18 protein-coding genes, 1 pseudogene and 1 riboswitch are annotated in these 18466 nt (G+C 71.2%); of the genes and pseudogenes, 9 read left to right on the top strand and 10 right to left on the bottom strand.

Annotated features, from left to right (window positions below):
* Positions 1-43 precede the first annotated feature (43 nt).
* The 3 genes from AB0M16_RS15835 to AB0M16_RS15825 all read right to left on the bottom strand — a co-directional run bounded on the left by AB0M16_RS15835 (position 44) and on the right by AB0M16_RS15825 (position 6483).
* Positions 44-3016 carry a VCBS repeat-containing protein gene (locus AB0M16_RS15835; RefSeq protein ID WP_365343060.1) on the bottom strand — a complete coding sequence of 991 codons (2973 nt, stop codon included), beginning with the start codon at positions 3014-3016 and terminating at the stop codon, positions 44-46.
* Positions 3016-5577: a S8 family serine peptidase gene (locus tag AB0M16_RS15830; RefSeq protein ID WP_365343058.1), complete on the bottom strand. Its 2562-nt coding sequence runs from the start codon at positions 5575-5577 to the stop codon at positions 3016-3018. The genes AB0M16_RS15835 and AB0M16_RS15830 overlap by 1 nt, the downstream gene beginning before the upstream one ends.
* 546 nt (positions 5578-6123) lie before the next feature.
* Entirely contained in the window at positions 6124-6483 is a 360-nt protein-coding gene (locus AB0M16_RS15825; protein ID WP_365343056.1) for a zinc ribbon domain-containing protein YjdM, read from the bottom strand.
* A gap of 209 nt (positions 6484-6692) precedes the next feature.
* Between AB0M16_RS15825 and AB0M16_RS15820 the strand changes: the two genes are divergently transcribed.
* The 6 genes from AB0M16_RS15820 to AB0M16_RS15795 all read left to right on the top strand — a co-directional run bounded on the left by AB0M16_RS15820 (position 6693) and on the right by AB0M16_RS15795 (position 10574).
* Positions 6693-7034, top strand: coding sequence for a metalloregulator ArsR/SmtB family transcription factor (locus AB0M16_RS15820; RefSeq protein ID WP_365343054.1), 342 nt, complete (start codon positions 6693-6695; stop codon positions 7032-7034).
* Between the two features lie 74 nt (positions 7035-7108).
* Positions 7109-8764, top strand: a complete 1656-nt coding sequence (locus AB0M16_RS15815) for a SulP family inorganic anion transporter (protein ID WP_365343222.1) — start codon at positions 7109-7111, stop codon at positions 8762-8764.
* A complete protein-coding gene (locus tag AB0M16_RS15810; protein WP_365343052.1) occupies positions 8761-9183 on the top strand; it encodes a pyridoxamine 5'-phosphate oxidase family protein in 423 nt (140 codons plus the stop codon). The genes AB0M16_RS15815 and AB0M16_RS15810 overlap by 4 nt, the downstream gene beginning before the upstream one ends.
* Before the next feature lie 17 nt (positions 9184-9200).
* The gene (locus tag AB0M16_RS15805; RefSeq protein WP_365343220.1) at positions 9201-9605 is read left to right on the top strand and encodes an ATP-binding protein; all 405 of its coding nucleotides are present in this window, start codon (positions 9201-9203) and stop codon (positions 9603-9605) included.
* A gap of 16 nt (positions 9606-9621) precedes the next feature.
* Entirely contained in the window at positions 9622-10032 is a 411-nt protein-coding gene (locus AB0M16_RS15800) for an STAS domain-containing protein (RefSeq protein WP_365343050.1), read from the top strand.
* A gap of 206 nt (positions 10033-10238) precedes the next feature.
* On the top strand, positions 10239-10574 hold the full coding sequence (locus AB0M16_RS15795; RefSeq protein WP_365343048.1) for a metalloregulator ArsR/SmtB family transcription factor: 336 nt from the start codon (positions 10239-10241) through the stop codon (positions 10572-10574).
* 161 nt (positions 10575-10735) lie between these two features.
* Here AB0M16_RS15795 and AB0M16_RS15790 read toward each other — a convergent pair whose 3' ends face one another.
* The 5 genes from AB0M16_RS15790 to AB0M16_RS15770 form a co-directional block, all read right to left on the bottom strand.
* Positions 10736-10894 carry a DUF6126 family protein gene (locus tag AB0M16_RS15790; RefSeq protein WP_365343046.1) on the bottom strand — a complete coding sequence of 53 codons (159 nt, stop codon included), beginning with the start codon at positions 10892-10894 and terminating at the stop codon, positions 10736-10738.
* Positions 10891-11094 carry a hypothetical protein gene (locus AB0M16_RS15785; RefSeq protein ID WP_365343044.1) on the bottom strand — a complete coding sequence of 68 codons (204 nt, stop codon included), beginning with the start codon at positions 11092-11094 and terminating at the stop codon, positions 10891-10893. Before AB0M16_RS15785 ends, AB0M16_RS15790 begins: the two co-directional genes overlap by 4 nt.
* Positions 11091-11357: a hypothetical protein gene (locus AB0M16_RS15780; protein WP_365343042.1), complete on the bottom strand. Its 267-nt coding sequence runs from the start codon at positions 11355-11357 to the stop codon at positions 11091-11093. Before AB0M16_RS15780 ends, AB0M16_RS15785 begins: the two co-directional genes overlap by 4 nt.
* Before the next feature lie 71 nt (positions 11358-11428).
* On the bottom strand, positions 11429-11605 hold the full coding sequence (locus AB0M16_RS15775; RefSeq protein ID WP_365343040.1) for a hypothetical protein: 177 nt from the start codon (positions 11603-11605) through the stop codon (positions 11429-11431).
* A 99-nt stretch (positions 11606-11704) separates the two neighbouring features.
* Positions 11705-12448, bottom strand: a complete 744-nt coding sequence (locus AB0M16_RS15770; RefSeq protein WP_365343038.1) for a carbonic anhydrase — start codon at positions 12446-12448, stop codon at positions 11705-11707.
* A 131-nt stretch (positions 12449-12579) separates the two neighbouring features.
* Here AB0M16_RS15770 and AB0M16_RS15765 point away from each other — a divergent pair.
* Positions 12580-13341: pseudogene (locus AB0M16_RS15765) on the top strand (MFS transporter); the annotation flags it as partial.
* On the top strand, positions 13338-13922 hold the full coding sequence (locus tag AB0M16_RS15760; protein ID WP_365343036.1) for a DinB family protein: 585 nt from the start codon (positions 13338-13340) through the stop codon (positions 13920-13922). The pseudogene AB0M16_RS15765 and the gene AB0M16_RS15760, both read left to right, overlap by 4 nt.
* A 237-nt stretch (positions 13923-14159) precedes the next feature.
* Here the strand turns inward: AB0M16_RS15760 and AB0M16_RS15755 are convergent, their stop codons facing one another.
* Both AB0M16_RS15755 and AB0M16_RS15750 read right to left on the bottom strand, forming a co-directional pair.
* Positions 14160-15683 (bottom strand): aldehyde dehydrogenase family protein, encoded by a 1524-nt coding sequence (locus AB0M16_RS15755; RefSeq protein ID WP_365343034.1) that lies wholly within the window; start codon positions 15681-15683, stop codon positions 14160-14162.
* Positions 15684-15729: 46 nt separating this feature from the next.
* Positions 15730-17076: a GAF domain-containing protein gene (locus AB0M16_RS15750; RefSeq protein ID WP_365343032.1), complete on the bottom strand. Its 1347-nt coding sequence runs from the start codon at positions 17074-17076 to the stop codon at positions 15730-15732.
* Positions 17077-17394: 318 nt separating this feature from the next.
* Positions 17395-17501, top strand: a riboswitch (ZMP/ZTP riboswitch).
* A gap of 29 nt (positions 17502-17530) precedes the next feature.
* On the opposite strand from AB0M16_RS15750, the gene AB0M16_RS15745 reads away from it, so the two are divergent.
* Positions 17531-18385 carry a tetrahydrofolate dehydrogenase/cyclohydrolase catalytic domain-containing protein gene (locus AB0M16_RS15745; protein ID WP_365343030.1) on the top strand — a complete coding sequence of 285 codons (855 nt, stop codon included), beginning with the start codon at positions 17531-17533 and terminating at the stop codon, positions 18383-18385.
* Positions 18386-18466 lie beyond the last annotated feature (81 nt).

Genomic DNA, 18466 nt, shown 5'->3' with positions numbered 1-18466 from the left:
TTCCCTCGGGCCGGGCTGGTGGCCCGGCCCGGGTCAGGGCGTGCTACGAGAGCTTGTACGTCGTGACCTGGTGGATGCCGTTGTCCGGGATCAGGTAGCCACCGCCGAACTCCTCGGCCATCCGGTGCATGCCGAAGTCGTCACCGTTGAGCGTGAGCGCCTCGTCCACCCCGTCGCCGTCCAGATCGGCGGCCAGGTAGTTGCGCGCGCCCATGAGGCCGATGCTGCCGACCGAGGGGGCCCAGGTGGCCGTCGACTCGAAGATGCTCGGGTCCCAGAGGTAGAGACCGCCCTCGGTACCGGCGATCAGCAGCTCGCGGCCGCCCGGTCCGGTGGCGAACCCGCCGCCGTAGGACTGCGGCAGCACACCGGCCTGCGAGTCCTTGCCGCCGGCCTCGTAGCGTCGGAAGGCCGCCGTGCCGCCCTCGTACAGCACCCCGTCCTTGGCGAAGTAGTTGTTGTGCGTCCACAGGCCGCCCGCGAAGCCCGAGTGGAGCACCTCACCGGTCCGGCCGTCCCGGATCTCGAAGTAGTTGCGCGGGCTGGGGGCGTCGGTGGACAGCTTGAGCGGGGCCCGGACGGCCCACAGGTAGACCACCGCGTGCCCGTCCGCGTACGGGATCTCCTTCGAGGCGAGGACGCCTTCGTTGGGGATCGCGGTGCGGATGCCGTCGACCGCGGTCTCCGGTGCCTTGGGCGCGACGCTCCAGCGGACCTCGCCGGTCCGGGCGCTGAGCGCGAGGGCGTTCGTGACCGGCGTCTCCAGGTCCCACGCGCCGAGGCCGGCATAGGACACGTAGACCTGTCCGTCGTTGACCGACGGGTCGGTGAAGCGGACGTCGCCCGCCGACGCCGGCGCGCTGTACGCCCACAGCTCGTCGCCCCGGCCGTCGTAGGCGCGCAGTTTGTCGGTCGGTACGAGGATGTCGAGCGCGCCGTCCGAGTCCAGGTCGGCGAGCCGCGCCGAGCGGACGAACCGACCTTCGCCGGCCGCGATCGTGGCGATCGTGCTGCCGGTGGCGCCGTTGAGGACGACCGTCGCGGTGTCGGCCGCGACGACGATCTCGGGCTTGCCGTCACCGTCGACGTCACCGGTCTCGATGCCGTGCACGGCACCGGGCACCGTGGCCTGCCACAGCTTGCGCGGCTGGCCGCCGCCCGCCAGCGACGGCCCGGAATAGGCCCATACGCCGTTGGACGATCCGCCCATGACGAGGTCGTTCGTGCCGTCCCCGTCCAGGTCGGTGGCCTTGGCGTACGCGATGTCGGCCTGCAGCGGCGTGACCTTCTCGGTCCTGCCGTTGGCGAGCTTGAACGTGCGGACGTTCTGCGCCTGGTCGACGACGCGGACGTGGACGCCCTGGTCGTCGGCGTAGGCGTCCTGGTACATCGGCGCGCCGGCGACGCCCTTCTCCTGCCACCGGACGGAGCCCTGACCGTTGAACACGGTCACCGAGGCGTAGCGTGCCCCGCCTGTGTTGTCGGCGCCGAGGATGGCGCGGTCGTCCTGGGCGGTGGTGACGAGCTTGCCGTCGACCACCCGCAGGCCCCACACGCTGGGCCCGTCCTTGGCGTTGGCGGCATCGCGCTTGATCGTGTTCGACCAGAGCACCTTGCCGGGATCGGTGCCGTCCACGGCGCGCACGGTGCTGGCGTTGACGAACCGGTACGCGTCGAGCGAGGACTCCGCGACGGCGTACTCGTCGCCGTCCTTCGCGCCGAGGTTTCCGACGGCCAGTGCGGTGGGCACCACGTTCTCGCGGCGGTCCAGGGTGGCGCGCACGCCGGTCCCGAGGTCGTACGCGGCGACCTCGTACCGGATGCCGTCGGTGGCGTCCGCCTGCTCCAGGGCGACGATCCGTCCACGACCGGCGTCGAGGCGCAGCTTGCGCTGGTAGAGCGTGCTGTCGGTCTGCCAGGCGACGGATCCGTCCGCCGTGTCGAGCACGAGGGTGCGGCCGCGGCCGGCGACGCCGGTGGCCTTGGAGAGGTTCCAGGACACAGCGGCCTTGCCCCGACCCAGGTCCTGGATGTCGCCCCAGTTCGCCCTGCGGGCTTCACCTGTGTCGTACGTCCATGTCCGCGCCGGGGTGAGCGTGCCGTCGGCGGCTGCGGAGAACCGGATGCCCGTCAGGGTCGCGGTGGCTCCGGCCGGGATGTGCGAGTCGCTGTTCATCCGGGGCGCGTCGGCGACCAGCAGGGTCCCGTCGACGATCTTGACCAGGGAGGCACGGTTGTACAGCTTCGACCACACCGTCCTGCCGGTCGCGCCGTCCAGGACGGTGACGAACGTGCCGACGTTCAGCGAGGAGCCGGGCACGACGAACGGACGCGGGTAGGGGTTGGCGCCGACCACTGCGGAGAACACCAGGTCCGGGGTTCCGTCGCCGGTCAGGTCACCCGTGGAGTAGCCCGAGTCGGAGGTGGCCGAGAACGGCGAGACCGCGTTGTAGCCCATCAGGATCTGGGCCGGGTACGGCTCCACCCGCCACACCTGGGCCGGCTTCACCTGCCAGTCCGTGTAGAACGAGCTGCTGGTCCGCGCCCACCTCTCGCTGCCGTCGGCGGCGTGACGCTGCACGTACCCCATGCTGTGAACGGTGAAGTAGTCGCCGTTCTCGCCGACCGGCACCGTGGCGCCCATGCCGCGCACGCCTTCCAGCGTGGACGTGCCGGTCAAGGTGACCTTGGTGGTCGGGTCGGCGGCGTCCGTGGACGCGCCGACCAGCTGTGAGGCGCTGCCGGAAGCGTCGGTGGTGGCCGTCGTGCCGCCGTCCTCGGCGGCTGCTGTCGGGGCGCCGTCGTAGTCCGGGCTCACCGTGCTCTGCGCGGTGGCGTCGGCGCTCGGGTCGAGCGCGAAATGGTCGGCCAGCGTCTGGGCCTCGGCGCTGGTCAGCGTCATGGCCGTGCCGCTGTCACCGTCGGCGAGGGCGTTCGGGGCGGCGCTCAGGCACAGCCCCGCCGCGACCAGGGCGGAGGCGAGCCGGAGGCCTCGGCGGGAGAGAGGGGATCGCATTACTTGGCTCCCTGCGAGAAGCGGATGGCGGTGCCGTCGGTGAGGACCGGCTGGTTGTACGCGTACTGGAGGGCGTCGGTGCCGGCCTGGTCGGCGATGCCGACGGTGGCGCCGGCGCCCTTGTCCGGGACCGACCGGTACTGCACGGTCACGGCTCCTGTGGCCTCCTCGAAGACGACCTCGAAGGTGGCGCGGCCCGAGGTGCCGTCGGCGTAGGCGGCGTTGTTCCAGACGATGGCGAACCTGCGGTTGCCGGTGGTGCCGGTGGTGGCGGTCTGCACGGTCGACTTCCGGTCCAGCGTCAGGTCGTCCCACAGCGGGGCGATGACGCCCTTCACGCCGTTCGAACCGGCCGTCGGAAGGGCGGTGTTGTCGTAGTCGCCGACGCGCGACGACAGGAAGTCGACCAGCCCGTCGGTGGTGACCGAGGCGGAGGTGTACGAGACGCCGTAGTGCTTCACCGGGAAGGGCAGCGCGACCGTGGCAGCGTCCTCGTCACCGCTCAGCGCGAGCTTCTTGGAGCCGGCGATCCAGGAGTACGAGGCCGGGGCGCAGCTGATGCCCGAGTGGTCGGTGCGGGCCGGGACCTGCACGTTCTTGATCAGATCGGTGGTGCCGACGGTGATAGAGCCGGTGTGGACGCCATTGCACAGGACCGGCGCGGCGGGAGTCACGGTCAGGCCGAAGGAACCCTCGGCGACCTTGGCGAAGCTGTAGGCGCCCCGGGCGTCGGTGGTGGCGGAGGCGATCGGCGAGCCGTTCAGCTCGACCTTCGCGCCCGGCAGCGGCTTGCCGGTGACGTCGAGGACCGTGCCCGAGACCCCGTGGGTCGGTACGGCGTCGAGCGCGACGTCCTGCGTCAGTGGCCGGCCGGTGACCAGCTCGACGGCGGACACCGTCCCGGTGGCGTAGCCGTAGCCGCTGAGGCTGAAGTCATACGTACCGGGGGAGAGCGACAGGCGGTAGGCGCCGTCGGGGCCGGTGCTGACCGTACGGGTGTCGGAGCCCGCGGTGGCCTTGACGACGATGCCGGGCAGGGCGGAACCGGTGGCCTTGTCGGTGACCTTGCCGGTGACCGTCACGGCGGTGTGCGGAGCCTTGTCGACGGAAGCGAGGATGTCGAGCTTGCCCTCGCCCCACACGTTGTTCATGTCGGCGGTGCCGCCGCAGTGCGTGTCGTCGGTGTCCCGGGCGCCCTCGTTGAGCAGATCGCGCGTCTCGTCGATGTGGCCGATGAGCGACGGCGCGCTCGACCACAGCAGCGCGACCGCACCGGCGACGTGCGGAGTCGCCATCGAGGTGCCGTTGATGGTGTTGTACGACGAGCCCGGCCAGGTGGAGCGGATGCTGACGCCGGGCGCCGAGATGTCGGGCTTCATCGAGCCGTCGACCAGAGACGGGCCGAACCCGGAGAAGGACGCGATCTTCCCGGAGGAGTCGTACGCGCCGACGCCGTAGGACGGAGCCTGCGAGCCGGGAGCGTGCGCGGTGGAGCAGGTGGTGCCGTTGCCGTCGTTGCCGGCGGCGAACGCCTCGAAGATGCCCGCGGCGTTCCAGGCCTCGACGATGTCCTGGTAGAAGGTCGTGTCCCCGCCGCCCCAGGAGTTGTTGACGATGTTCGGCGCGAGGTCCGGGCGCGGGTTCTGACCGTTGTGGTCGGTCGGCGCGAGGATCCACTGACCGGCGTCCAGCAGCGACGCGTCCGAACACGACGACGACTCGCAGCCCTTGGCGGCTATCCACTTGGCGTTCGGCGCGACACCGACGCCGTTCTTGCCGACCATCGTGCCCATGGTGTGGGTGCCGTGCCCGTTGTTGTCACAGGGGACACCGCTCGTGCCGCACTGGCCCGTCGGGTCGTAGAAGTTGTAGTCGTGCGTGAAGCCGCCGTTGCCGTCGTTCCCGCGATAGCCGGCGACGAGGTCCGGGTGGTCGAACTGCACGCCCGAGTCGACGTTGGCGATGACGATGCCCTCGCCGCGGTTCTCGTACTGGTTCCACACGTCGTCGGCGTTGATGTCGGCGATGCCCCACTCGGGAGCGCCGTCGACGCCGGAGTCCGTCCCGTCCGCGTTCAGCCGCGACGACGCGACCTCCTTGTCGGACGTCTCGATCTCGTCGAGCCGGTAGGTCCGCGACTTGACGAGCGAGGCGACGTCGGAACGCTTCGCGAGTCGCTCGACGAGGTCCCGCCCACCGGTCACCTGGACGGCGTTGGCGATCCAGTAGTCGGTGTGGCCGACCCTCTCCTCGTCGAGGAAGGAGGTCAGGGGGCGCTGGCTGGCCCCGGCGTGCGCGCGCAGTTCCTCGTACGCCGCTTCGGCCGCCTTCGCGTGCGTCTTCTGCTTCTTGGCGGCGGACAGGTCGGCCTGGTCCTTGAGCACGACGAAGAACGACGCCTCACCGCCCTTCTCCACCGCGTCCAGGAGGGCGGAGTCCACGTGGGCGGACGACGGGGAGCCGGCCGCGGTGGCGGGCGGGCCGGTCAACACTGCGGCGGCGACGAGCGCGGCCGCGGCCCAGGCGACAGACGCGCGCCGGGGTGACAGGGGCAGGTGCATCAGGGTGTGCTCCTCGGAGATGTTTCGGGGGTGAGGGGCACGCTAGACAGAGGCCGTTACTCGGCTATTACGGGGCGCGGGCGCCGCGACGGCGGTGACCCACGCCCACAGGTGGCCGTGGCGCACGCCGAACCAGGCCACAGGGCTGCCACGGCGAGGCCGGTTGCCGCGATGAATCCGGAGATGGCGATGTGCAGCTGTGAGATGTAGCCCTACAGCTCGGGGCTGAATGCCGGATCTGGGTCTTTCCGACGTCGGCCTGGTCGGGGTTCCCTGTCCTCGCTGCCGCCGGTGCTGAGCGTGGAGGCCGGGGCCGATGCCCAGGGTGGAACGTCCCCGGCGACACCCGCGCCGGACGCGCCGCCCGGTTCCGTGAAGCGCTCGGCGTCCGGGTCGACACCGAGACCCTGCACGGCACCCCCGCCGCATGACCCGCTCCTATGCCGGCCACGGGGGTGCTCGTCACCAGGCCGGCGGAGGGGGCGGGGAAGTGCGCTCTGGGCTCCAGACAGCGGAGACGGCAATCTTGGATGCGCGATGCGCGGGTCAGGCCTTCTTGACCACGCTCGACTTGAGCTGCATGGCTCCGAAACCCTCGATCCGGCAGTCGATGTCGTGGCCGTCGACGCCGTCGATCAAGCGGATGTTGCGGACCTTGGTGCCCGCCTTGATGCCCGAGGGGCTGCCCTTGACCTTCAACGCCTTCACGACAGTCACGCTGTCGCCATCACACAGCACGTTGCCGACCGCGTCCTTGACCACCCGCTCCCCGGTGGCGCCGGCGTCGCCTTCAGCGCTCTCTGCAGGTACCCATTCGTGGCCGCACTCCGGGCAGACCACCAGAGCGTTCATCTCGTAGGTGTACTCACTGGAGCACTTCGGACACGGAGGCAGGATGTCGCTCATTCACGCAGGTTTCTGGACGTCGGGAAGCGGGAGCACCCTGGAGCAGGCCGGCTGGCCGACCGTCGGGCACCCGCGCGATGGAGTAGCCATAATACCAAATTGCAAAAGTCTGCAATTTCATACATCCTGCATGTGCTGTGTCCGTAGGTAGCCGCGGGCACAGCACCAGGCGTTTGCCCCGTTCGGGGTGGTGAGAAGGGTGCGAGACCGTGCCGGTTCCGCTGTATCAGGCCAAGGCCGAGTTCTTCCGGATGCTCGGGCACCCGGTGCGGATAAGGGTTCTGGAGCTGCTGCAGGACGGGCCGATGCCGGTGCGGGACTTGCTGGCCGCGATCGAGGTCGAGCCCTCCGCCCTGTCCCAGCAGCTCGCGGTCCTGCGCCGGTCGGGGATCGTCACCTCGACCCGTAACGGCGCGACGGTCGTCTACGAGCCGGCGGGCGGGGACGTGGCGCAGCTGATGCTGGCGGCGCGGCGGATCCTGACCGAGGTCCTGACGGGGCAGAGCGTGCTGCTGGAGGAACTGCGCGAGTCCGAGGTTGCGGCCTCGTGAGCGTGAACACTGCGGTGACGGCCGTGCTGGGTCGGGTTCGCTCCGTCCTGCCCGCCCGGGCCGACTACGCGGTGATGGCACGTAGCCCCCGCCGGGACCTGCTGGCCGGCCTGACCGTGGCGATCGTCGCCCTTCCCCTCGCGCTCGGGTTCGGGGTGTCCTCCGGTCTGGGCGCGGAGGCGGGGCTGGCCACCGCCGTGGTCGCGGGTGCGCTCGCCGCCTTGTTCGGCGGGTCGAACCTCCAAGTGTCCGGGCCGACCGGTGCGATGACTGTTGTCCTGGTGCCGATCGTCGCCGAGTACGGACCCGGCGGCGTCCTCACCGTAGGTCTGATGGCCGGTGTCCTGCTGGTCGGTCTCGCGCTGCTGCGGGCCGGGCAGTACATGCGGTACGTGCCGGCACCGGTGGTGGAGGGCTTCACCCTGGGGATCGCGTGCGTGATCGGCCTCCAGCAGATACCCAACGCGCTCGGCGTCGAGAAGCCGGAGGGCGAGAAGGTCCTGATCGTGGCCTGGCGGGCGCTCGTGGAGTTCGTGGCCTTCCCGAACTGGACGGCGATCGGCCTGTCAGTGGGTGTCGCGGCGGTGATGCTGGCCGGCGCCCGGTGGAAGCCGACGGTCCCGTTCTCGATCGTTGCGGTCATTGCCGCCACCGCGGTCGCGCAGCTCTTCCACCTGGACGCGGCGGCCCCGATCGGTGACCTTCCCTCCGGGCTCCCCGCACCGTCCCTGGCCTTCCTCGATGCTTCCGCATCCGGGTCGCTGCTGGCCCCGGCGATCGCGGTCGCGGCCCTCGCTGCGCTGGAGTCCCTGCTGTCCGCGACGGTGGCGGACGGGATGACGGTGGGGCAGCGGCACGACCCGGAGAAGGAACTGTTCGGGCAGGGCGTCGCCAACCTCGCGGCCCCGCTGTTCGGCGGCGTGCCCGCCACCGCTGCCATCGCCCGGACCGCGGTCAACGTCCGTACCGGCGCCTCCTCCCGGCTGGCCGCGCTCGCCCATGCCGTGGTCCTCGCGGTGATCGTGTTCGCCGCCGCCCCCCTCGTCTCGAAGATCCCGCTCGCGGCGCTGGCGGGGGTGCTGTTGGCGACGGCGATTCGCATGGTGGAGGTCGGCTCGCTGCGCGCGATGGCGAAGGCGACCCGCTCCGACGCCGCCGTCCTCGTCCTGACCGCCGCCGCCACACTGATCCTCGACCTCGTGTACGCCGTGATCATCGGCCTCGTCGTCGCCGGGGCCCTCGCCTTGAAGGCGGTGGCGAGCCAGGCCCGGATGGAGCAGGTCGACTTCCGCCCCGACCTGCCCGGCGAGCACAGCGACGAGGAGCACGCCCTGCTCGCCGAGCACATCGTCGCCTACCGCATCGACGGCCCCCTCTTCTTCGCCGGAGCCCACCGCTTCCTCCTCGAACTGTCCGAGGTCGCCGATGTGAAGGTCGTCATCCTGCGCATGGCGCGGGTGACCACCCTCGACGCCACCGGCGCCCTCGTCCTGAAAGACGCGGTGGAGAAGCTGAACCGGCGTGGCGTCGCCGTGATGACCTCCGGTATCCGGCCCGGTCAGCGCCAGGCCCTGGACGCCGTCGGCGCACTGGAGCTGCTGCGCCTGGAGGGCCGCGAGTACGCCACCACCCCGGAGGCGATCGCTGGGGCCCGCAAGTACCTGGAGCAGGCGGGACTGCTGCCCCGTACGCATCACCGACCGCACCGCATCCGGAAGGCCGCACGATGACCGTCCCCGCCGACCTGCGCATGATCGAGGTTTCCGGCACCGAGGCCCTGTGGCTCCTCGAAGGTTCCGCCCAGGGTCGCCTCGTCCACGTCCAGCGGGAGGTGGCCGTCGTACGGCCCGCCGCGCACGTGATGGAGTATGGACGCCTCGTCGTCCGAGCCCCGGTACAGGCCGCCACGATCCCCGGCCGGGCGTTGTTGACCTACCAGGTCGATGAGATCCGCTCCCCGGTGGGGACCGGCTGGACGGTCAGCGCCCACGGGCCGGCTGAGGTCATCGCCGACCCGGACGAGGCCGCCCACTACCGGCGTACCCTGCCCGGCTGGAGTCACGGCCCGCACGACACCCTGCTGCGCCTGCACCCGCAGTCCGTGTCCGGGTTCCGTCCGGCCCGTACGGTCTCGGGGGCGGGCCGGTGAGTGTTCAGGCCGAGGCGATGCCCTACCGGCATGTGCTGGACGTGCCGGCCCTGGGCTCGGCCGTGCGTATCGCCCGGGAGACCACCGAGCTGGTCCTCGTGGAATGCGGGGTGGGTCTTCGCCATCCGAGCGTGGGACCGGCGCTGCTGATCGTGGCCGAGTTGGTCACCAACGCCGTCCGTCACGCCGCTGTGTCCTCACCGATGATCACCGTGACCTACGCCCACGGACCCGGCGCTTTTGCGTTCGCCGTCCACGACCGTCACCCCTACCAGCCCGCTCTGTTCGGTGCGCCCGGCACCGCGCCGGGCAGCGGCCTGGCCATGGTGGTGGAGCTGACGATGGAGCTCGGCGGCACCGCTGTCGTGCGGGCGGATGCGGACGGGCGTGGCAAGGCCATCTGGATCACCCTTCCCTTGTGATGTCGAGGAGCTGACGATGACGATCGAATGGCGCTACACCACCCGTCAGGACCTGGGCGTGTTGTCCCTGGCCGGCTATCTCGGCGCGGACGCCACCGACCGGTTCGCCGGCGCGATCGGATGGGCGCTCGCCCGGGGTACCGGCCCGGTCATTCTCGACCTGACAGGACTGCTGGGTTGGTCGGTCGGCGGGCAGATCGCCGTCGCCCAGGCCGCCCGCCGCCTCAGCGAGAGCGGACGCCGGCTCGAGCTCGCCGCGATCCCCGCCGACGGCTCGCTCGTCCCCGATGCGACCTGCCCGCCCGTGCCCGTCCACTGCGACCTCGCCGCCGCTCTGGCCGCCCACGGAGCTCGTGGGACGGTCAAGCAGTGGACCACCGACGACTGGCCCGACCCGCAGTCGCCCGAGGCATCCGCCCTCACCTGAGACCGGCACCACCCTCCACGAGAACGACGAAGGGCACCTGCACCATGAGCGGCATGTCGAATGTCACGGAGGCACCCCCGCCGGTCCACGAATTGCAGGGATCTGCAATTGTGGAGGTCACGAAGTATGAAGAGGGGTGAACGGATGCCCCTACGACGGAACGGTTCCTGGTGGATGAGATGGGCAGTCAGGACAGAGGTACCCGGGTGAGCACGCCGCTGTACCAGCTGAAGGCGGAGTTCTTCAAAACGCTGGGGCACCCGGTGCGCATCCGCGTTCTGGAGCTCCTGTCCGAACGCGAGCACGCGGTCGCCGAGATGCTGCCCGAGGCGGGGGTCGAGGCCGCGAGCCTCTCCCAGCAGCTGGCCGTCCTGCGCAAGGCCAACCTGGTGGTCACCCGCCGCGAAGGCTCGAACGTCTACTACAGCCTGACCCATCCCCAGATCGCCGAGCTCCTGCGGGTCGCCCGCGGCATCCTCTCCGGCGTCCTGGAGGGTCAGGCCGAACTCCTGGCCGACCTCAAGGCCGGCCGCCACACCTGAACGGTGCCCCACGGTGCCGGCCCTGCAGGGCCGGCACCCCCAAGCGGCGGCCGTCTTCCATCAGTGCGGGTTCAACGCGCTTCTGACACCGGAAGACGGCCGCTCTCTCCCATGCCGAACCCCCATTCCAGGCGCGCCTGGATCCCCATTCGGTCCCGGTGTCACTTCTGGGCGTGCTCGCCCACGTAGAACAGCAACCAGATGAACCCGGCGAACACGTGCGTGCCGAAGATGTAGAAGAAGGCCCGCATCGCAACGCCCTTCTCCTTCCACTTCTCGTGCTCCGCAGCCGTGTCCTTCTCGGGCGGGTTGTCCGTCATGATGCGTCTTCCTTCCTGGTGCCCGGCTCCCCGACCGGGCCGCGGCGCGGACGAACGAGAAACTGCATGCCGTGCTCGCCTGCGTACTCGATGACGGCCACGACCTTGCCTGCCTCTACCGTGCGGACCTCAGGCTCAGGGCCGATGCCGAGGTAAGTGATCTCATGCAACTGGACGGCCTCTCTACTGCTGCTGGTCACGGCGTGCCTTGCGGAAGGATGAAGCGGACGACAACGGTCTTGCCGCACCCGCCGGAGGAAGGCTCGATACGGACGTCACCGCCGAACGTCCGCGCCAGGTCAGCCACCGTGCGCAGCCCCTGCCCGGCCGCCCGGCCGGCTTCGGCCGGCGTTATCGGGCGCGAGTCCAAGTCCCCGACGGAGGCCACAAGCAGGTGCTCGGTCATGTGGAGGGTGACTTCTGCGTCCGGGGAGTGCTGAGCGTGCCGGACGGCGTTGGTCACGAGCTCGCTGAGGCCCGCGGAGGTGCCTGGCCATCACCGACACCCCAGACCCGCCGAAGGCACCGCGAGGTTCATCGGCTGTCCCCGGCGTCGGTGGCCACGCCGTGGTCGTGGGCCACGCGCAGCGCGTCCTCCAGCTCCTCCGCGGCCTGTGCCTCCTCGAAGGCATCGTCAGCCTCCTGCGCAGCCTGGATACGAGCCCGCGCCACACGGACCCGTTCCAGCGCCGCTTCCTCGAATCCGGCCACACCGCAACCCCCGTCCACCATATCCAGAACTAGTAAATTGCATAACTCTGCAAGTCTAGCTGGTGCGGGTCCGCCGGGAAGTTCACCAACCATGGCTGATCAGGGCACCTTGCGCACCAGCTGGCTGGTCAGCTCGTAGCGTGCACCGACAATGGCCAGGCAACCGTCAGCGACCCGAGCGGCGAGGTCCGGCTCAGCGGTAGGGCGCGCCCGGACCCGGCGCACGTTCTCGGTGACCGCCGCGTCGATCCGGGCCTCGCCCTCGAGCCCGTGATCGATCGCCGGCGGGATCCGCTCCGCCAGGTAGCGGATGTGCGCCGGGAGAGCGCTGCCGGCCTCGGCGTGCACGGCCGTGGCAACCGCCCCGCACCCCTGATGACCCAGGACGACGATCAGCGGGACGCCCAGTTCCAGCACCCCGTACGCGATGCTGCCCAGGACCGCTTCGTCCAGGACCTCGCCCGCCGACCGCACGGTCAGCAGATCACCCAGCCCCTGGTCGAAGACCAACTCCGGCGGCACCCGCGAGTCCACGCACCCCAGGACCACAGCGAACGGGTGCTGCCCACCCACCAGCTCCCGGCGCACATTACCGGCACGGTCCGGATGGCTCTCGTGAAACGTTCGCCACCGCCGGTTCCCCGCCACCAGCTCACGCCACGCACGCCCCGGCCCGCACGGCTGCGCCCTGCCAACGGCTGCCGCCCCGGCTCGCGACCCCGAGGCTGCCGACGCCCCGCACACCAGCCCCGCCCCTAACGCCGCGGCCCCGCGCAACCCTGCACGCACCAGTCGGCGACGCGCGACAGATACCTCTGACCCACAGTCACGATCGACATTCATATCAGGACAAGCTAGACGCCTCCCAGGCCCGGGCGGCGGGCGCAGGCCCGGCCTTGAGCAAGATTTGGACTACTCCATCCCGGGATCGGCTCCGGCCCTCTCCGTGGACTGCGCCTTCAGTCCGAACCGGCTACCTGGGCTGCGCGCTCGCTATCCGCCTCCGGCTGCCCCGACTGCCAGGAGCGTTCGGCCGCACACCCGGCAGCGCTCGGGGCGACGGCGGGGCCGTCCGGGCAAGCCTGCACGGTGCCGGCCGGCTGCTGCGCGAACACACGGTACGACGACTGATGCTGGCGCAGTGGCTACCGCCCGCGTTCGTAGCCGGCGCGGAAGGCCTGATCGTCGCCTACGCGGGAGGACACCACTTCGCGCCCGGCTGGTACGCGGTGCTGATGGGCTGTCTGCCGGTGGGCATGCTCGTCGGTGACCTGCTGGTGGGCCGACTGCTACGGCCACCCACCCGGGAGCGACTGGTAGTCCCGTTGACTGCGCTGATGGGACTGCCGCTGGTCGGCTTCGCTGCCGCGCCCGGACTGGGTGTCTCGTTTTGTCTGCTGCTGCTCTGCGGCTTCGGATTCGCCTACGGTCTCGGCCTGCAACGGCCGCTCCTGGACGCCCTGCCGCAGGATGGCCAGGGCCAGGGCCAGGGCCAGGCCTTCGGCCTGCTCGGCTCCGGCGGCATGACGCTTCAGGGCATCGGGCCGGCCTGCTTCGGCTCGGTGGCCGCAGGCATCGGAACAGGCGGCGCGATCGCCCTGGCAGGCGGCGCGGCGGCGCTCACCGCCGGTTGGATCCTCACCTGGCACCGGCCCACCTCGGCTCTGCCGCCCGTCGCGGACCACGTACAGGATCTTGAGACCACGAACGACCCATGGAAGGCTCAAGCCGCATGATCGATGAATTCGCGAAGGACAACCTGCACGTGAGACTGCGGCGGGACCGCGAGGCGCTGCTCTGGAAACTCGACGGCTTGTCCGAATACGACGTCCGCCGACCTTTGACGGCGACCGGGACCAACCTCCTCGGCCTGGTTAAACACGTGGCCACCGTCGAGGCCAGGTACTTCGGCGAGGTCTTCGACCGCCCTTCCCCGGAACCGCTGTGCCGGTGGCAGGACTCCGACGGCAGCGACCTGTGGGCGACCGAGGACGAGACCCGCGATCACATCATCGGGTTCTACCGGCGCACGTGGGAACACTCGGACGCGACGATCAACGAGCTTTCCCTCGACGCCCCCGGCCACGTGCAGTGGTGGCCGGAAACCTACCCCAACACGAACCTGTTCGCCGTCATGGTCCACGTCCTCGGCGAGTCCAACCGGCATGCCGGGCATGCCGATATCCTGCGAGAGGGCCTCGACGGCCGGACCGGGATGCGCCCCGAACACGAGAAGCAGATCGATGAGGAAGCCCGCGCGGCCTACTGGGCCAAGATCGAGCAGGCCGCCAGATCGGCCGCACCGATCAAGGCTTAGCGGTGTCTCGTGTACTTGATGTTCGTGCGGCACGATTCCGGCCGTGAGTGCTGCTCTATCGGAGCGTCTGGTTCCTGATGAGCTCACCCTGTCCGACGCGAACATGCACGACAGCCTCGCCGTCGAGCCGTTCATCTGCGCCATACCGCCGTCCGGTCTCGCCGGGGACCGCGGTGGCGTCGACCCGTCAAACTCCGCGCGGTCAAGGGTTGCCATATGGGATACCCTCCAAGGCGCTCAGAAGAAACCGAGCTTCTTCGGCGAGTAGCTCACCAGCAGATTCTTCGTCTGCTGGTAGTGGTCCAGCATCATCTTGTGGGTCTCGCGACCCACCCCCGACTGCTTGTAGCCGCCGAAGGCGGCGTGGGCCGGGTAGGCGTGGTAGCAGTTCGTCCAGACGCGGCCGGCCTGGATGGCGCGGCCGGCGCGGTAGGCGGTGGTGGTGTCGCGGGTCCAGACGCCGGCGCCGAGGCCGTAGAGGGTGTCATTGGCCGTGCGGACGGCGTCGTCGAAGTCCGTGAAGGACGTGACGGCGACGACCGGGCCGAAGATCTCCTCCTGGAAGACGCGCATGCGGTTGTCGCCCTCGAAGATCGTGGGCTGGACGTAGTAGCCGCCCGCCAGGTCCCCGCCGTACTCGATGCGCTGGCCACCCGTCAGGATCTTGGCGCCCTCCTGCTGGCCGATCTCCAGGTACGAGAGGATCTTCCTGAGCTGGTCGTCGGAGGCCTGCGCGCCGATCATCGTGTCGGTGTCGAGGGGGTGACCGGGGACGATGCGTTCCGTGCGGGCGATCGCCGCCTCCAGGAACTCGTGGTAGACGCCGCGCTGCACCAGGGCGCGGGAGGGGCACGTGCAGACCTCGCCCTGGTTGAGGGCGAACATGGTGAAGCCCTCCAGCGCCTTGTCGCGGAAGTCGTCGTCCGCCGCCCACACGTCGTCGAAGAAGATGTTCGGCGACTTGCCGCCCAGCTCCAGGGTGACCGGCTTGAGGTTCTCCGCCGCGTACTTCATGATCAGCCGACCGGTCGACGTCTCGCCCGTGAAGGCGATCTTCGCGACGCGGGGCGAGGAGGCGAGGGGTTTGCCAGCCTCCTCGCCGAAGCCGTTGACGATGTTGACCACGCCCGGCGGCAGCAGGTCCGCCACCAGGCTCATCCAGAAGTGGACGGAGGCCGGGGTCTGCTCGGCCGGCTTCAGGACGACCGCGTTGCCCGCGGCGAGGGCGGGCGCCAGCTTCCAGACCGCCATCAGGATGGGGAAGTTCCACGGGATGATCTGCGCGACCACTCCCAGCGGCTCGTGGAAGTGGTACGCGACGGTGTCCTCGTCGATCTCGCTGAGCGCGCCCTCCTGGGCGCGCAGCGCACCCGCGAAGTAGCGGAAGTGGTCGATGGCCAGCGGGATGTCGGCGGCCAGCGTCTCGCGCACCGGCTTGCCGTTCTCCCAGCTCTCCGCGACCGCCAGCGCCTCCAGCGACGCCTCCATCCGGTCCGCGATCCGCAGCAGGACCTGGGCGCGTTCCGCCGGGGCCGTGCGGCCCCAGCCGGGTGCCGCCGCGTGCGCCGCGTCCAGCGCGCGCTCCACGTCCTCCTCGGTGCCGCGGGCCATCTCGGTGAACGGACGCCCGTCGACCGGGCTCGGGTTCTCGAAGTACCGCCCGCGCGCCGGGGCGACGTACTCACCACCGATCCAGTGGTCGTAGCGGGCCTCGTACGACATGGGCGAACCCTCGGCACCGGGTGCGGCGTAACGGGTCATGGGCATGGCCTCCCTCGGACCGCGTCCGGCCGTCCCTGGCCGGCGCTCAGCGGCGAGTGTGGGCCGCCGGACGTTGCAACCCCGTTGCGCCGGATCCCAGTTCGGCGTCGAGGGCGTCGAGCCCCGCCCGTACGGCCGCGGCCCGGTCCGCCGGAACGGCGGAGGCGAGCGCCCGCCAGACCGCCAGGTCGTCCTCGCCCCACGCGCTGTACGCCCAGTCGGCGAGCAGCCCCGGATCGCCCCGGTCCACCAGGGCCGCCCGCAACCGCCCGGCGAGCCGCTCCCGCAGCCGCACCACCCCCGGCGCCCGCGAACCGGGCAGCAGCGGGCCCGCGTACTCGGCGAGGGCGGTGGCGAGCGCGCCCGAGGCCAGCCGCCGGTCCACCGTCGCGAAGTCCGCGTCCACCTCCTCCGTCAGCCGGTACGGGCGCGAGGCCAGCACCTCGGGGCCGAGCAGCCCCCGCAGGCGGGACAGCTCCGCCCGCAGGGTCACCGGAGTCACCGACTCGTCCTCGTAGAGCAGGGTGAGGAGCTCGTCACCGCCCACCCCTTCCGGCCGGTGCGCCAGGACCACCAGGATCTCGCTGTGCCGACGGCTCAGCCGCAGGCGCCGCCCCGCCACGTGCAACAGGGCCTCGTCCCGGCCGAGTGTCGTGAGCCGCGGTCGGCCGCCGGCCGCCGGGGCGGGGGAGACGAGGGCGAGCTGCGACTCGGCGGCCCGTGCCACCGCCTGCACGAACGCCAGGCTGTGCGGATGCGCGAGCCCGTCTCCGCCGGTGATGTCCACCGCCCCCAGGACCCGACCGCTGTGCGGATCGTGCACGGGCGCCGCCGCGCAGGTCCACGCCTGCACCGGTCGCCGGAAGTGCTCCGCCGCACACACCTGCACCGGTCGGCCGACGGCGAGGGCGGTCCCCGGCGCGTTCGTCCCGGCCGCCGTCTCGGACCAGCGCGAGCCGGCGACGAAGTTCATCCCGCCGGCCTTCCGCAGCGTCCCCGGGTGCCCCTCCACCCAGAGCATCCGGCCGGCCGCGTCGCACACCGCGAGCAGATGCTCGCCGTCCCGCGCGTATGCCCCCATCAGCTCGCGGATGACCGGCATCACCGCCGCCAGCGGATGGCCCTCCCTGTGCCCGGCCAGCTCCTCCTCGTCCAGCTCGATGCAGGCCGCGCCGTCCGGGCTCACCCGGGCCCGTACGGAGCGCCGCCACGACTCGGCGACCAGCGGCCGGACGGACGGCGACACCGGCAGCGTGCCCGGACCGCTCCGGCCCCCGCCGCCCGCCGTGAACGCCTCGTGCGCCCGCCGCACCGCCGCCCCGGTCGTGCCTTGCGCCCCGGCCATGCCCTCCGCCCCGGCCATGCCCTCCGCCCCGGCCATGCTCTCCGACACGGCCATGCCCTCCGACACGGCCGGGCCCTCCGACCCGGCCCGGCCCCGCAGCCCGGCCGGCCGGGCCGCGCCGGCCCCACCGGATCGCGCCCCCCGACCGACCGGCGCCCCCGCACCGGCTCCCGCCGTCCCACCGGCGCCCGCCGCCGCACCGGCTCGCGTCGCTGCCGCCCACCCGTCGCTCAACTCGGCCTCCCGGCGAGGTCGTTCGTCACGTGGCCGTCATCGTCGTGCGCGCGCGGCCTGCCGACAAGCCGCCGGGCAGGCCCGCAGGTGCGCCCTGACCGGTACCCGCCCCAGTCCCGTCACGTACAGTGGTGCTCGGGCCGTGACTGGCGCTTGAGGTGGATCACCACCGGGGAGCGGTCCGGCGGACGCGCGTACCCGGCGCGGCCGTGTCGCAGCCGTGCGCCTGGGCGAACCACCGTTCCTCGACGACGCCCAGGAGTGGCCCATGTCCACCAGCACCGCACGCCTCATGGACGGCACCGCGCTCGCCCGCCGCACGGTCGAGGAGACCGCCGTGCGCGCCGCCGAGATCACCCGCCGTACCGGCGTCACCCCCTGCCTCGCGACCGTGCTCGTCGGCGCCGACCCGGCCTCCGTCACGTACGTCAAGATGAAGCAGAACCGCTGCGCGAAGGCCGGAATCCGCTCCCAGCACGTCGAGCTACCCGCCGAGACGACCACCGAGGAGCTCGTCGCGGCGATCACGGCACTCTCCGAGGACCCCGACGTCCACGGCATTTTGCTGCAGCACCCGGTCGGCCCGCACATCGACGAGCGCGCCGCCTTCGAGGCCATCGCCCCGGAGAAGGACGTCGACGGCGTCACGATGGCCTCCTTCGCCGCCATGGGCTTCGGCCTCCCCGGCTTCGAGTCCTGCACCCCTGGCGGCATCATGCGGCTGCTCGACGCGTACGACGTCGAGCTCAGCGGCAAGCGCGCGGTGGTCGTGGGCCGCAGCGCCATCCTCGGCAAGCCGGCCGGCCTGCTGCTCCTCGGCCGCGACGCGACCGTCACCTACTGCCACTCCCGCACCACCGACCTGTCCGCCGCGATCCGCGAGGCCGACATCCTGGTCGCCGCCGTCGGGAAGCCGCAGTTCATCAAGGGCGAGGACATCAAGCCCGGCGCCGTCGTCATCGACGCCGGCTACAACCCCGGCAACGTCGGCGACGTCGACTTCGAGAGCGCCGCCGAGCGCGCCTCCCTCATCACCCCCGTCCCCGGCGGAGTCGGCCCGATGACCATCGCCGTGCTGCTCGCCCAGACCGTCGACGCGGCCGAGCGCCAGCTCGGTCTGTAGGCACAGTTGCGGCGGGCTCCGGGTCTCGTGCGAGCTGCGGGATTGTCACGGTTCTGTACGAGCGGGGCCCAACTCGCCGGT

Source organism: Streptomyces sp. NPDC051921 (assembly GCF_040680975.1).
Lineage (GTDB): Bacteria > Actinomycetota > Actinomycetes > Streptomycetales > Streptomycetaceae > Streptomyces.
This window is presented reverse-complemented; position numbering and strand designations above follow the sequence as displayed.

Coding starts and splice junctions, on each gene's coding strand:
- AB0M16_RS15835 (WP_365343060.1), bottom strand. CDS start 3,016: ATGCGATCCCCTCTCTCCCGCCGAGGCCTCCGGCTCGCCTCCGCCCTG.
- AB0M16_RS15830 (WP_365343058.1), bottom strand. CDS start 5,577: ATGCACCTGCCCCTGTCACCCCGGCGCGCGTCTGTCGCCTGGGCCGCG.
- AB0M16_RS15825 (WP_365343056.1), bottom strand. CDS start 6,483: ATGAGCGACATCCTGCCTCCGTGTCCGAAGTGCTCCAGTGAGTACACC.
- AB0M16_RS15815 (WP_365343222.1), top strand. CDS start 7,109: ATGGCACGTAGCCCCCGCCGGGACCTGCTGGCCGGCCTGACCGTGGCG.
- AB0M16_RS15810 (WP_365343052.1), top strand. CDS start 8,761: ATGACCGTCCCCGCCGACCTGCGCATGATCGAGGTTTCCGGCACCGAG.
- AB0M16_RS15805 (WP_365343220.1), top strand. CDS start 9,201: ATGCCCTACCGGCATGTGCTGGACGTGCCGGCCCTGGGCTCGGCCGTG.
- AB0M16_RS15800 (WP_365343050.1), top strand. CDS start 9,622: ATGACGATCGAATGGCGCTACACCACCCGTCAGGACCTGGGCGTGTTG.
- AB0M16_RS15790 (WP_365343046.1), bottom strand. CDS start 10,894: ATGACGGACAACCCGCCCGAGAAGGACACGGCTGCGGAGCACGAGAAG.
- AB0M16_RS15770 (WP_365343038.1), bottom strand. CDS start 12,448: ATGAATGTCGATCGTGACTGTGGGTCAGAGGTATCTGTCGCGCGTCGC.
- AB0M16_RS15760 (WP_365343036.1), top strand. CDS start 13,338: ATGATCGATGAATTCGCGAAGGACAACCTGCACGTGAGACTGCGGCGG.
- AB0M16_RS15755 (WP_365343034.1), bottom strand. CDS start 15,683: ATGACCCGTTACGCCGCACCCGGTGCCGAGGGTTCGCCCATGTCGTAC.
- AB0M16_RS15745 (WP_365343030.1), top strand. CDS start 17,531: ATGTCCACCAGCACCGCACGCCTCATGGACGGCACCGCGCTCGCCCGC.